Origin of the sequence: Roseovarius halotolerans, assembly GCF_900172255.1 — a bacterium.
Lineage (GTDB): Bacteria > Pseudomonadota > Alphaproteobacteria > Rhodobacterales > Rhodobacteraceae > Roseovarius > Roseovarius halotolerans.
Genome location: NZ_FWFU01000003.1, coordinates 650,901 through 664,192, shown reverse-complemented (window position 1 = coordinate 664,192; position 13,292 = coordinate 650,901). Strand labels below are relative to the sequence as shown.

At 63.6% G+C, this 13,292-nt stretch carries 14 protein-coding genes; 10 read left to right on the top strand and 4 right to left on the bottom strand.

Annotated elements, in window-relative coordinates; genetic code table 11:
- Positions 1-20 precede the first annotated feature (20 nt).
- From ROH8110_RS14360 to ROH8110_RS14350, 3 genes are read right to left on the bottom strand one after another with little or no spacing between them, the layout of a single operon-like run.
- Positions 21-1,343, bottom strand: coding sequence for a TRAP transporter large permease (locus tag ROH8110_RS14360; protein WP_085818396.1), 1,323 nt, complete (start codon positions 1,341-1,343; stop codon positions 21-23).
- Positions 1,343-1,939: a TRAP transporter small permease subunit gene (locus ROH8110_RS14355; RefSeq protein ID WP_085818395.1), complete on the bottom strand. Its 597-nt coding sequence runs from the start codon at positions 1,937-1,939 to the stop codon at positions 1,343-1,345. The genes ROH8110_RS14360 and ROH8110_RS14355 overlap by 1 nt, the downstream gene beginning before the upstream one ends.
- Positions 1,932-2,711, bottom strand: coding sequence for an N-formylglutamate amidohydrolase (locus ROH8110_RS14350; protein WP_085818394.1), 780 nt, complete (start codon positions 2,709-2,711; stop codon positions 1,932-1,934). Before ROH8110_RS14350 ends, ROH8110_RS14355 begins: the two co-directional genes overlap by 8 nt.
- A 189-nt stretch (positions 2,712-2,900) precedes the next feature.
- Here ROH8110_RS14350 and ROH8110_RS14345 point away from each other — a divergent pair, with 189 nt between their 5' ends.
- Positions 2,901-3,746 carry a MurR/RpiR family transcriptional regulator gene (locus ROH8110_RS14345; protein ID WP_176236618.1) on the top strand — a complete coding sequence of 282 codons (846 nt, stop codon included), beginning with the start codon at positions 2,901-2,903 and terminating at the stop codon, positions 3,744-3,746.
- 52 nt (positions 3,747-3,798) lie between these two features.
- Here ROH8110_RS14345 and ROH8110_RS14340 read toward each other — a convergent pair whose 3' ends face one another.
- Positions 3,799-4,722 carry a LysR substrate-binding domain-containing protein gene (locus ROH8110_RS14340; RefSeq protein ID WP_139837421.1) on the bottom strand — a complete coding sequence of 308 codons (924 nt, stop codon included), beginning with the start codon at positions 4,720-4,722 and terminating at the stop codon, positions 3,799-3,801.
- A 227-nt stretch (positions 4,723-4,949) separates the two neighbouring features.
- On the opposite strand from ROH8110_RS14340, the gene ROH8110_RS14335 reads away from it, so the two are divergent.
- From ROH8110_RS14335 to ROH8110_RS14295, 9 genes are all read left to right on the top strand, one after another.
- Positions 4,950-5,795: a transporter substrate-binding domain-containing protein gene (locus ROH8110_RS14335; RefSeq protein ID WP_085818392.1), complete on the top strand. Its 846-nt coding sequence runs from the start codon at positions 4,950-4,952 to the stop codon at positions 5,793-5,795.
- A gap of 66 nt (positions 5,796-5,861) precedes the next feature.
- Positions 5,862-6,533: an amino acid ABC transporter permease gene (locus ROH8110_RS14330; RefSeq protein WP_085818391.1), complete on the top strand. Its 672-nt coding sequence runs from the start codon at positions 5,862-5,864 to the stop codon at positions 6,531-6,533.
- A gap of 13 nt (positions 6,534-6,546) precedes the next feature.
- On the top strand, positions 6,547-7,278 hold the full coding sequence (locus ROH8110_RS14325; protein ID WP_085818390.1) for an amino acid ABC transporter permease: 732 nt from the start codon (positions 6,547-6,549) through the stop codon (positions 7,276-7,278).
- Positions 7,278-8,819: an argininosuccinate lyase gene (gene argH / locus ROH8110_RS14320; protein WP_170156513.1), complete on the top strand. Its 1,542-nt coding sequence runs from the start codon at positions 7,278-7,280 to the stop codon at positions 8,817-8,819. The genes ROH8110_RS14325 and argH overlap by 1 nt, the downstream gene beginning before the upstream one ends.
- On the top strand, positions 8,819-9,571 hold the full coding sequence (locus ROH8110_RS14315) for an amino acid ABC transporter ATP-binding protein (RefSeq protein WP_085818388.1): 753 nt from the start codon (positions 8,819-8,821) through the stop codon (positions 9,569-9,571). Before argH ends, ROH8110_RS14315 begins: the two co-directional genes overlap by 1 nt.
- Positions 9,568-10,683: an NAD(P)/FAD-dependent oxidoreductase gene (locus ROH8110_RS14310; protein ID WP_085818387.1), complete on the top strand. Its 1,116-nt coding sequence runs from the start codon at positions 9,568-9,570 to the stop codon at positions 10,681-10,683. The genes ROH8110_RS14315 and ROH8110_RS14310 overlap by 4 nt, the downstream gene beginning before the upstream one ends.
- Positions 10,670-10,966, top strand: a complete 297-nt coding sequence (locus ROH8110_RS14305) for a (2Fe-2S)-binding protein (RefSeq protein ID WP_085818386.1) — start codon at positions 10,670-10,672, stop codon at positions 10,964-10,966. The genes ROH8110_RS14310 and ROH8110_RS14305 overlap by 14 nt, the downstream gene beginning before the upstream one ends.
- Positions 10,963-12,357 (top strand): FAD/NAD(P)-dependent oxidoreductase, encoded by a 1,395-nt coding sequence (locus tag ROH8110_RS14300; protein WP_245962863.1) that lies wholly within the window; start codon positions 10,963-10,965, stop codon positions 12,355-12,357. Before ROH8110_RS14305 ends, ROH8110_RS14300 begins: the two co-directional genes overlap by 4 nt.
- Complete coding sequence (locus tag ROH8110_RS14295) at positions 12,354-13,124, top strand: amino acid ABC transporter ATP-binding protein (protein WP_085818385.1); 771 nt, start codon at positions 12,354-12,356, stop codon at positions 13,122-13,124. The genes ROH8110_RS14300 and ROH8110_RS14295 overlap by 4 nt, the downstream gene beginning before the upstream one ends.
- Positions 13,125-13,292 lie beyond the last annotated feature (168 nt).

The window sequence follows — 13,292 nt, the reverse complement described above, 5'->3', positions numbered from 1 at the left end:
GGCGGGGCTTCTTCTTGCGGTTATTTTCCGTAGACGTAGTTCGGCAGCCAGAGCGCGATCTGCGGGAACAGCATCACCAGCGCCAGCGCCAGGGCCATGACGGCCACGAAGGGCACGATCGAGCGGTAGATGTCGCGCAGGCTGATTTCGGGTGGCGCCATCGCGCGCATCAAGAACAGGTTGTAGCCGAAGGGCGGGGTCATATAGGCGATCTGCGTGGTGATCGTGTAGAGCACACCATACCAGATCAGATCGAACCCCAACGCGCCCACCAATGGCACGTAGAGCGGCGCGACGATCACCAGCATAGCGGTATCGTCAAGAAACGTGCCCATGATGATGAAGCTGAGCTGCATGAGGATCAGGATTCCCCAGGGGCCAAGGCCCAGCTGCGCGGTAAACAGGTCCTCGATGGCGCTGACCGCGCCCAGCCCGTCGAAGATCGCGCCGAAGCCGAGAGCGGCGAGGATAATCCACATGAACATGCAGGAGATCGCCAGCGTGCTGCGCACGGATGTCTCGAACACCTCGCGGGTCATGCGCCCCTTGAGGACCGCCGCCAGAAAGGCCGTGATCGCCCCGATGGCCGAGCTTTCCACCAGCGAGGTCCAGCCCTTGACGAAGGGCACCATCATGGTGGCGAAGATCACCAGCGGCAGAAGGCCGGCGCGCAGGAGGCGCAGTTTCTCTGAGAGGGGGACGTTGCGTTCTTCCTTGGGGAGGACCGGCCCCAGTTCGGGCTGAATCCGGCAGCGCAGCCAGATATAGAAGATGAACAGCGTCGCCATCATCAGCCCCGGCACCACTCCGGCCAGCCAGAGCTGTCCGACTGGCTGGCGCGCGATCATCGCATAAAGCACCAGCACCACCGATGGCGGCACAAGAATGCCAAGGGATGACCCGGCCTGGATCACGCCGGTCACCATCAGCTTGTCGTAATTGCGCCGCAGAAGTTCGGGCAGGGCGATGGTGGCGCCGATCGCCATGCCGGCGACCGAGAGGCCGTTCATTGCCGAAATCAGCACCATCAGCCCGATCGTGCCGATGGCCAGCCCGCCGCGCACCGGCCCCATCCAGACATGGAACATCTTGTAGAGGTCGTCCGCGATGCGGCTTTCCGAGAGCACGTAGCCCATGAAGATGAACATCGGCAGCGTCAGCAGCGGATACCACTTCATCAGCTTCATCGCGGCCGAGAACGGAATCTCGGCGCCACCCGTGCCCCAGAGCATCAGCCCGGCCATTGCCCCGACGAAACCGATGGCGCCGAACACGCGCTGTCCGGTCATCAGCATCAGCATCATGCCGGAGAACATGACAACGGCGATGAGTTCCTGGGACATCAGACCTCCACTCCCCGGATGCGACCGAGATCGCGGAAGAATTCCGCCAGACATTGCAGGATCATCAGGAAGACCCCGACGCAGAGCAGCACCTTGATCGGCCAGATCTGCGGCCGCCAGGCGGTCGAGCTCACCTCGAGGTGGCCCAGCATGTCACCTGCGGCGGTCGGCCCCTGGGTAACGAAGGTCACCAGAAGATCCCCGAAGAACTGAAACGGCTCCATGCCGAAATAGCCCAGCGAATAGGCTGTCGAACTGATCGCGCCGTAAAACAGGACGCCAAGGTAGAAGACCAGGAAGAAGATCGTGAAGGCATCGACCGAGGCCTTGGTGCGCGGCGACCAGTCGCCGTAGAACAGGTCCATGCGCACATTCGAGCCGAGCTGGATCGAATAGGGTCCGCCGAGGATGTAATAGGCGACCATCACGAACTGCGCGGTTTCCAGCGTCCAGAGGGACGGGGTGAAGAAGGTCTTGGAGACCGAGGACCAGAGCAGCACGCCGATCAGCGCGAAAATCATATACATCGCGATCCGCCCGATGAAGCGGTTCAGGCGGTCGATCACGCGGATATAGGCCAGCATCGCCCTAGGCATCGCTTTGCTCCCGAAGGCCCAGGTGCGCGAGCGCGGGAAGCAGGAGGGTGATCAGCTCCTGCGCCATCGCGCGTTCGTCAGCCGGGGTGGTCAGAAGGTCGTTGCGCAGTTCGATCATCACGTTGGGCAGGTCGTTCTGCAGCCCGTGCAGGCGCAGCGTATGGGTCACCCCGTCAGCCGGGCCGTAGGGGTCGTTGCGCGCGATGCGGCGGTGCGACAGGCGGTGGGTCTCGGCCAGCATGGCATCGGCAAGGCGGCTGTCGTCGTCATGGAGGATGCCGATCTCGACCGGGCGCGGCGTGCCGAACCAGAGCGGCGTGAAACTGTGCATCGTGATCAGCGCGAAGGGCGTGCCCTGCGCCTTGCGCTGCGCGAGGAGGTCGGTGACCGCAGCGGTGAACGGGTCATAGACGGTGCGGACGCGTTCGGCGCGATCATCGTCGGAGAGGGCCGCATTGGCGGGGATGGCGATGGTTTCGCTTTGAGCGGGCATGGCGCTGGGCGCTTCGGGCGGGCGGTTGCAATCATAGACCAGCCGCGAAACCCGGCCCGCGATCAGCGGCGCATCGAGGGCCTTGCTCAACAGGCGGGCCACGGCTTCGGCGCCGGGGTCCCAGGCGGCGTGGCTGGTGCGGGCGGCGTCATCGAGGCCCAGCCCGTGATAGCGTTCGGGGATGTGGTTGGAGGCATGTTCGCAGATGATCACCGCCGGACCTGCGCCCGTCGCATTCATCACGTCATAGGCCTGTTCGGCGGTCTCGGCCACGGTCATCCCCCTGCAATTGGAAAAACCTTTCCACGAGGCAATATTTATGTCAATAATTTTCCAGTGACGTGGCGGGCGAAGTCGTTTCCGTGTTTGCGCGCCGGGGATTTGCACAAAAAACAGCCAGACGAGGCCCCGCTTTTGACTGATCGCGCGCGTACCGGAACGCCCCCCCAGACGGCCGCGAAAGTCACTGTGCGCCAGCTGATCCGCAAGCATTATCCGCAGCTGACCCAATCGGAGCGCAAGTTCGCCAATGCGCTGGTCGAAGATTATCCCGGTGCCGGCCTGGCGACGATCACGCTGGCGGCGGCGGGGGCGGGGGTGTCGACGCCGGTGGTGGCGCGGATGGTGCAGAAGCTGGGTTTCAAGGGTTATCCGCAGTTCCATCAGGCATTGCTTCAGGAGTTGCAGGCCAAGGTGTCAGGCCCCACGGCGCGGCGCGCAGTATGGGCCGCCGAGGCGCCCGAATCGCATATGCTGAACCGGTTCGCGGATTCGGTGACGCAGAACCTGAGCCAGACCTTTGCCAATATCGATTCCCGGCAGTTCGACACCGCGGCGCAGCTGCTGGCCGGCGATTCGGGACTCTACGTCGTGGGCGGGCGGATCACGCGGTCATTGGCGGAATATGCCTTTACCCATTTCCAGGCGATCCGCGAAGGCGTGGTGCATCTGACCTCGTCGCCTGCGACATGGCCGCATTACGTGCTGGATATGGTCGAGGGCGATACGCTGCTGATCTTTGACGTGCGACGCTATGAAGAGAACCTGCTGCGGCTGGCCAATATCGCGGCCGAGCGCGGGGTCAGGGTGATCCTGATCACCGATCAATGGGCCAGTCCGGTGGCCGGTGTCGCCGAGATCACCTTCAATTGCTGGGGTGAGATCCCGTCGGCATGGGATTCCAACATCGCAACGCTGTCGCTGCTGGAGGCGCTGATCGCCGCCACGCAGGAGGAACGCTGGCCCGATGCGCGCGAGCGGTTCGAGCGGCTGGATCGCCTGTTTGAACTGACACGGTTGTTCCGCAAGCCCTGAGCGGGTGTGAAGGAACGCGGTTTGCGGCGAGCGCTGGGCAGGGCGAGCGCCATCAAGGTGTATGCTGCAAGGCTTTCAATCGCTCCTGGAATGCCGCGAACTCGATCTCGAAGGCCTCGTCGAACAGGCGGATGGTGCCCGATTTGCTTGCGACCCGCGGGGTGATGCAGACGAAGGTGAAATCCAGTTTCTCGCGCAGCGGCCTGACCAGACCGCCGCGGTCCGCGAAACTGGCAGCGGTGAAGCCGTCGACGATACTGCACCCGAGCCCGGCTTGGACGAATTCGGATATGGTGAGCGACCAGCGCGCCTCGGTCTGAATCCGGCGCGAGATGTTCATCGAAGCGAACAGCGCATCCGTCCGCAGGCGGCTCGAGGTACCTTCCGCCGTGGCGATGAAGGTTTCGCCGGCAAGATCCCCGACTGAAATCTCGTGGCGGTCCTGCAGGCGGTGGCCCGGTGGCAGGATGCAGAAGGAAGGCACCGACATGACCGGCCCGACATGGACGCGCCGCGCATCGACCGGCGTCATGGCGAAGCCGAGTTCGCACAGGCCTGAGGCGACCAGTTCGACGGCCTCTTCGGAATTGTAGGCCTGAATCGAGAGCTGCAACCCGCCGACCGTCTGGTAGAGCCGCCGTGCGACATGGACGATGAAACCGGTCGCGAAGGTCGGCAAGACCGCGAGGCGCAGGCTGCCGGCGGTGCGGTCATGGATACGTTTCGCGGCGCGTTTGATGCGTTCCAGCCCGGCGAAGCTCTGTTCGACCTCGGCATAGAGGATATAGCCGTCATCGGTCGGGCTGAGCTTGCCCTGACGGCGCTCGAACAGCGAGAAGCCGAGTTCCGATTCCAGCTGGCTGATGATTTTCGAGACGGCGGGCTGCGTGACCGAGAGATACTGGGCGGCCTCTGTCATCGATCCGCTGACCATCAATGCGCGGAAGGCTTCGATCTGGCGGTGGGTTATCCTCATGTCGGGCAAGCGCTTTTATTCCTATATGAGTTCAGGTGATATCTTCATCATTATTTATTCTTTGACTTTATCTCATCCCGTCAAGAGGGTTGTCCAAGGTGAGCGGACGCTTGCCCCAAGAAAAACAACCTTTCGCGTATGTGTCGAATTTGAACGGCGTGCCGGTTTCGCAGTGATGCTGCGATGCCTGCGATTGGAAAAAGCAGATACAACAAGGAGACTACCCGATGACATCATCAAAGACTTTCACCGCCTACGGGCTTGTCGCGGGGCTGTGCCTTGCCGCCGGTCCGGCGTCGGTCGCCTTTGCCCAGGAGATGCCCCCGGTGCCCCAGGCCATCGAGGACGCAGGGGTCGTGCGCGTCGGCACGAAATGCGACTATCCGCCCGAGGGCTTTCTGAACAATTCCGGCACGCCGGTCGGGGTCGAAGTGTCGATGGGACACCAGATCGCGAAATATGCCTTTGGCGAGGATGCCGCGGCCGAGATCGTCTGTGTCACCGGCTCGAACCGGGTGCCTGCGCTTCTGGGCGGCAAGATCGACGTGATCATCGCCACGATGGGGATCAACGCCGAGCGGGCCGAAGTGGTGGATTTCACCGACCCCTATGCGTGGTCGTCGTCCGGCATGGTCGTGCGGGCCGAAGATTCATACAACAAGCTGGCCGATCTCGAAGGCAAGCCGGTGGCCTTCATCAAGGGCGCCTGGCAGATTCCCTATTTCGACGAGCATCATCCCGAGGTCGAGAAGCTGTTGCTGGACGGGGTTTCGGACAGCCTTCAGGCGCTGATGCAGAACCGTGTCGAGGGCTATGCGCATGACACCGCCGTCCTGATTTCGATGGTGCAGAACAATTCCAAGATCCGCCTGATCGAGGAATCCTACAAGATCGGCACAAGGGGCGCGGCCGTGCGGCCGGGCGAGACCGAGTGGCTGACCTATGTGAATGCCGCGATCAAGCGGATGGCCGAAGAGGGCAAGCTGAGCGAGTGGCTTGAAACCTATTCCGACCCCGAAACCGTCGAGGTGAAGAAGACCTTCTGGGACATGTCCAAGAAGCCGTCGCAATAAGAACCTGGACGGGATGGGGGCCGCGTTGCCCCTGTTCCGTCCCCGTTCAAGTCAGGTCAATCTGTCATGAGCTATGAATTCAGCTTTCCCTACATCTGGGGGGCGACGCCGGACCTTTTCCAGGGTCTGTGGATGACGCTGCTCGTCAGCCTGGTGTCGATTGCGATCTCGGTGGTGCTGGGCACGGTCTGTGCCTGCCTGCGGCTGTTCAAGGTGCCGGTATTATCGCAGATCGCGACGGCATATGTGCACTTCATGCGCTCGACGCCGCTTCTGGTGCAGCTTTACTTCATCTTCTACGGGCTGGCGTCGCTGGGGCTCGGACTCGGGGGGTTCTGGTCGGGGGTTCTGGCGCTGTCGCTCTGGGGTGGCGCCTATAACACCGAGAATGTCCGGGGCGGGCTGGCGGCGGTGCCCAAGGGATTGCAGGAGGCGGCGCTGTCGCTTGGGTTGCGCCCTGCGCTTTACCTCCGTCTCGTCGCACTACCCATCGGGCTGCGGGTCTGTATTCCCGCGATGCTCAATACATCTGTGTCGGTGCTCAAGAACTCGTCCTATCTTCAGGCGATCGGTGTGGCGGAGTTGACCTTTGTGGCGATGAACCGGGTGGCGATGGATTTCCGCACGCTCGAGATGTTCCTCGCGATCGGCCTGATCTACCTGACCATCGTCCTGTTGCTCTCGGCCGCGGTGCGGCGCCTTGAAGCGGTGCTGCAGGCACCATTCCGGACAGCTTGAGGAGGCGGGTGACATGCAGCTTATCATAGATAGTCTTCCGCTGTTGTGGCGCGGGTTGATCGTGACGTTTCAACTTGCCTCGCTGACCCTTCTGTTCACCGCCTTCATCTCGCTTTTCGTGGGGATCGCTTCGGTGTCGCGGTTCTGGACCCTGCGCGCGCTGGCGGTGATCTACGTCGAGTTCTTCCGGGATATTCCGCTGGTGGTGAACCTTCTGTTCGTCTACTTCGGCGCGCCCTTGGTGGGGCTGGCTCTGGACCCGTTCTCGGCGGCGCTCGTCAGTTTCACGAGTTGGGGCAGCGCCAATGGCGCAGAGATCATCCGTGGCGGATTCAACGCGCTGGCGAAACATCAGCGCGAAAGTGCGCAGGCGCTGGGCCTGAGGTCGTGGGAGACCATGTTCCTCGTGCTTCTGCCGCAGATCGTGCTGCCGATCCTGCCTGCCTTTACCGGCCTCTTTTCATTGCTGATCCAGGCGACATCGCTGGCCACGCTTGTGGGCGCGACCGAGTTCCTGCGATCGGCCAAGATCATCGTCGAGCGCCAGACGATGATGACCGGCGAAAGCCCCGCCTTCATGGTGTTCGGCTTCGTGCTCTGTGTCTATTTCGTCATTTGCTACAGCCTCAACCTGTTCACCGCCTGGCTGGAGCGGCGCATCGTGACGGCGCGCACCGTGCACCGGCACGCGCCGCAGGAAATCGCATCTACTCATGAAACCCAAGTGAATCCGGAGAATACATGATGTCCGTCCAACCCGATCATCCCGAGGCCGCAGCGCCCGCGCAATCAAAGGTCAGCGGCTTCTTGAACGAGCCTTTGGCGAAAGAGGTCATCGAAGGCATCAACGCGCCCGGACTGGTGCGTGGATTTCCGGCCTCGCTGCCCTGGTTCACCCGCATCAACCGCGCGCATCTGGTGATGCTGGCCGAACAGGGGCTGATCGAACCCGATGTCGCGGGCCGGTTGCTCGGGCATATCGCACAGCTTGACGCGGAAGGCCCGGATGCCTTCACGCTGGATCCGGAGCGCGAGGATCCGTGGTTCAACTACGAGGCCGAACTGACCAACCGCGCAGGTCCGGAGGCCGGGCGGCTGCATATGGCGCGCTCGCGCAACGATCTGAAATCGACCCAGGACCGGATGCGGACCCGCAAGCTGGCCGAGAGCCTGCTGCGCGAATGCCTGAGCCTGCGCAAGGCGCTGATCGCGCGGGTCGAGGACGAGATCGCCACGATCATGCCGGGCTACACGCATCTGCAGCATGCCCAGCCGATCACCTTCGGGTGGTATCTTCTGGGGCTCGAGAATGCGCTGACGCGCGATGCCGGCCGGCTTGAGGATGCGCTGATGCGCATGGATGAATGCCCGTTGGGCGCCGGGGCGCTGGCGGGGACGCGGTTTGACATCGACCGCGAGCGGGTGGCCGAGCTGCTGGGCTTTTCCAAGGCGCAGCCGCATTCGCTGGATGCGGTCGGCAACCGGGACGCGATGATCGAACTGGCGACGGCGGCAACGCAGTTGTCCATGACGATCGGCCGGATGTGCCAGGATTTCTATCTCTGGGCGACATTCGAATTCGGTATGCTGGAATTCCCGGACCGGGTCGCCATCACCTCGTCGATCATGCCGCAAAAGAAGAACCTTGCGGTGCTTGAGCACCTCAAGGCGCGGCCCGCGGCAATGGTCGGCGCGCTGACCACGGCGGTGGCCGCCTGTCGCGCGGTGCCCTTCGGGCACAGCCAGGAGGTGGGATTCGAGTCCGGGCGATGGCTTTGGGGCGCGGTCGAGGAACTGGCCGAGATGCTGCCCGCTGCACGGGTCGTCATCGAATGCGCCAAGCCACGCCGCGACCGGATGGCCGAACTGGCCGGTGCGAATTTCGCGACCGCGACGACGCTTGCCGACCTTCTGTCGACCCGGTTCGGGCTACCTTTTCGGGAGGCGCACCACATCACCGGGCGTTATGTCCGGCTGGTGCTGGATGGCGCAACACCGCAAGCGGCGATCGAGTCGGCCTATATGGAACAGACCGGCGAGGCGCTCGCGGAAGCGCAGGCGCTGCTGGACGAAGCGCTTGATCCGGCAAGCGTGCTTGACGCGACCACCGGCTGTGGGCCGAGCCGCAAGGAAAGCACCAGCCTCTTGGCGGAAGCGCGGCTTCGCTTGGCCAAGGCCGAAGCGGGCCTTGCGCGCCATTGTCAGCGCCAGGAGGCCGCCGAGGACCTGCTTGCCAAGGCCTGCGCGCGTTATGAAAGCGTCGCACGGTCCGGGAGCCCGGCGTGATGGAACGGCCGCTGATCGAGATATCCGCGCTCAACAAGGAGTTCCGCGGCGGAATTCAGGCGCTGCGGGATGTCGATCTGACGGTCGCCAGCGGCGAGGTCGTGGTGGTTCTCGGGCCTTCGGGATCGGGCAAATCCACCCTGATCCGCTGTATCAACGGGCTTGAGACGACGACCGGGGGCAGTATCCGTGTGGATGGCCAGCAGGTGAACGGCATTTCCCAGCGGCGCTGGCGCAAGGTGCGTCTGAATGTCGGGATGGTGTTCCAGAACTATGCGCTGTTTCCGCATCTGAACGTGTTGGGCAACATCACCCTTGCGCCGCGGCGCGCGGGCATCATGCGCCGCGCAGAGGCGGAAGACGAGGCGCGCCGACTGCTGGACATGGTCGGCCTTGCGGACAAGGAGACCGCGCCGGTGGCCTCGCTTTCGGGCGGGCAGCAGCAGCGCGTCGCGATATGCCGCGCCTTGGCGATGCAGCCCAAGGTCCTGTTGTTCGACGAGCCGACATCGGCGCTGGACCCCGAGATGGTCGGCGAGGTGCTGGCGGTGATGAAGCGTCTTGCGCAGGAGGGTATCACGATGATCTGCGTCACTCACGAGATGGGCTTTGCGCGCAGTGCCGCGGATCGGGTGATCTTCATGGACCAGGGCGAGATCGTCGAGATGGCATCGCCCGACAACTTCTTTACCGCCCCCAAGGCCGAGCGCAGCAGACGGTTCCTGGAGCTGATTTCGAGGCATGACGCGTGACCGCAACTGCCGATACCATCGTGATAGGCGGGGGCATGGTCGGATCGGCTATTGCCTGGGGCCTGTGCCGCCGGGGCATCAAGGTGCTGGTTCTAGATGGCGCCGATGACGCCGAGCGCGCCGCGCGGGCGAATTTCGGGCTGGTCTGGGGGCAATCCAAGGGCGATGGGCTGGCCGAATATGCTCATTGGACGCGCGAAGCGATCGCGCTTTGGCCTGCCTTTCAGGACGAGCTGCTGAATCTGACGGGCGTGTCCTGCGGGTTCTCGGGGAATGGCGGGCTGCATCTGTGCATGAGCGAGGCCGAGCTTGAGAGCCGACGCGCTTTGTTCGCGCGGATGGAGCGGATTGGCGGGGAAAACCCGCTTTATCTCAGGGTTCTGGACCAGGGCGAGGTCGCCGACCTTGTGCCGGGGATCGGCGCGGATGTTGTCGGCGCGGGTTTTTGCGGACAGGACGGACATGCCAGCCCGCACGGGCTGTTGCTGGCCATGCACCGTGCCATTCAGGCGCAGGGCGGCGAGATATTGTCGAACCATGCGGTCACGTCCATCGGGCGGGAAAACGGGGTCTGGAAGATCGAAAGCGGTCAGAGCCGGTTTGAAGCCGCTGCGGTGGTGCTCGCGGCGGGCACCGCGAACAAGGCTTTGGGGACCATGCTTGCTCTCGATATTCCGGTGTTTGGCCTCAAGGGGCAGATCCTGGTGAGCGAACGGATGGCATCCGTGTTGGAGATTCCGACGCATAAGGTGCGCCAGACCGAAGCGGGTACGATGCTGCTTGGCGACAGCAAGGAACCCGAAGCGGGGCATGACGACCGGTCGACCTCGGAGATGATCAGCGACATCGCGCAGAGGAGCATTCGCATGTTCCCGTGGCTTGCGGAGGTGAACCTGGTGCGGGCCTGGGGCGGTATCCGCACGATGACCGAGGATGGTTTTCCGCTTTACGACAGCTATACGCAGTATCCGGGCCTGTTCTCGGCGAATTGCCATTCGGGTGTGACGTTGGCGCCGGTCCACGCATTGCGTCTTGCCCCGATGATCGCGGAAGCAAGTTTCCCGCCGCAGTTGGCGGCGATGTCCTCGCGGAGGTTGCATGTTCAAGCGTAGCAATGACGAAATGCCCGACTCCGGCGCGCGGATCGGGTTCACCTGGAATGGCCGGTCGCTCAGCGGCTGTGACGGCGACACGGTCGCGTCGGCGCTGTTGGGGGCGGGCGTGCGCGCAAACCGGGTCCATCCGGTGTCGGGACAGGAGCGCGCGCCTTTCTGCATGATGGGTACATGCTTTGAATGCCTGGTGGAGATCGATGGCGTGCCGAACCGTCAGGCCTGCCAGGTCAGATTGAAGGAGGGTATGGCGATCCGCCCCCAGATCGGAGCCCGCAGATGAGTGGCGAGCACATGGCAGCGGAGTTGGTGATCGTCGGAGCCGGACCGGCCGGGATCGGCGCGGCGCTTGCAGCGAGGGCGGCGGGGTTGTCCGTGATCGTGGTCGACGACCAGATCGAACCGGGCGGTCAGATTTGGCGTTCCGCAGGCAGCGCGGCGCCGGACCATGCGGCGCGTCTTGGCAAGGAATATGAGTTCGGGCGCGTTCAGGTCCAGAACTTCATGGCCTGCGGCGCGACATATCTTCGCGAACACACCGTCTGGCATATCGAGATCGTCGCGGGGCGGCCGACTCTGCAATGTGCCGGGCCGGACGGCGGGGTCGCGATCACGGCGGACCGGTTGCTGCTTGCGACCGGGGCGCTGGAACGTCCCGTTCCGATCCCCGGATGGACGATGCCGGGCGTGATGACGGCTGGCGGGTTGCAGATCCTGCTCAAATCCGCGCGGCTGAGCGCCGACAATGCGGTGCTGGCGGGGGCGGGGCCGTTGCTGTGGCTTCTGGCAGCGCAGATGGTCGAAGCGGGCAACCCGCCGCGCGCCGTGGTCGAGAGCGTGTCCGGTGGAGCCTATCTGAGATCGCTCCGGTATCTTCCGGGCGCGCTGCGCCATCCGGGGCCGCTGGCGAAGGGGCTTGGGCTGATCGCGCGGGTGCAGCGCGCCGGTGTGGCGGTGCATCGGTTTGCCAGAGCGCTTCGTGTCGAGGGGGACGGCCGGGTGCAGGCGCTTGGTTTCAGGGATTGGCGCGGGCGCGCGCAGCGCATCGATGCCGGGATCATCGGCCTGCATGCGGGCGTGATCCCCAACCAGCAGGCCAGCCGGCTGTTGCGCTTGCCGCATCAATGGGATCGGGAGCAACATGCCTTTTTCCCGGAACGCGATGCGGGGCTGAAGGTGCATGAGCGGATATTCCTGGCCGGTGACGGGGCGCGGATCGGGGGCGCCGAGGTCGCCTGGCTCGAGGGACAGCTGGTGGGCAGGCTGGCCGCAGGGAGCGACGACCCCGCCCTGAGAGCCCGCGTGGCGAAGCGAAGGGCGACGCGGCCCTTCCTCGACAGCCTCTATCGCCCCGGAGAGGCGCTGAGGCGACCAGCCGATATGACGACGCTGTGCCGCTGTGAAGAGGTCACGGCGGGCCGCGTCCGCCAGGCGGTGCGCGACGGTGCCAGCGGGCCGAACCAGGTCAAGTTCCTGCTGCGCGCCGGGATGGGGCCATGTCAGGGGCGGGTCTGTGGCCTTGCGGTGAGCGAGGTCATTTCCGAAGGCCTTGGACAGGATATGGATAGCACCGGCTATTTCCGGATCCGCCCGCCGCTGAAACCCGTGCCCTTGGGCGTAATCGCTCGCAGCGGCGCGATGACCGACAAAGACAGATCAGGGAATGTGCAATGAACAGCCAAGCGATGCTTGCCGCCGAGGTCGAAGAGAACGCCATCGAGATCAGCGGCCTTTCCAAGAGTTTCGGCTCGTTTCAGGTGCTCCACGACATCGACCTCGTGGTCGGGCGCGGCGAACGGGTCGTGATCTGCGGGCCGTCGGGATCGGGGAAGTCTACCCTGATCCGTTGCATCAACGCGCTTGAGGGTTTTCAGAGCGGCTCGGTGTCGGTGGATGGCACCGAACTTGGCACCGCGATGAAGAATATCGACCAGGTGCGCCGCGAGGTCGGCATGGTATTTCAGCATTTCAACCTCTTCCCCCATCTTTCGATCCTCGACAATTGCACGCTCGCGCCGATCTGGGTGCGTGGCCAGAGACGCAAGGAGGCCGAGGCAACGGCGATGCATTTCCTTGAGAAGGTGAAGATCCCCGAGCAGGCGCACAAGTATCCCGGCCAGCTGTCTGGCGGCCAGCAGCAGCGCGTCGCGATCGCAAGATCGCTTTGCATGCAGCCCAACATCATGCTGTTCGACGAACCGACTTCGGCGCTCGATCCCGAGATGATCAAGGAGGTCCTGGACACGATGGTGACTCTTGCCAATGACGGGATGACGATGGTCTGCGTCACGCATGAGATGGGCTTTGCACGCGAGGTCGCTGATCGTGTCATCTTCATGGACGAAGGGCGGATCATCGAAGAAGGCCCGCCCGAGAGCTTTTTCGGGCAGCCAAGGCACGCCCGCACGAGGCTGTTTCTGGATCAGGTTCTCGGCCATTGAAAGGCGGCATTGAACCAAGGCGGCGATGGCCCAAAGCCGCCGCTACCGGCGGATAGCGGCTCTCTGTCTTCCGGGCTTCCTTCTGATCTTTCGCCAAGCCGGGTGTTTCACCCGTGAGGGCGGAAGAGAATGTCTGTGCTTTTCAAAATGCGCTGGCCCGGTATCCTG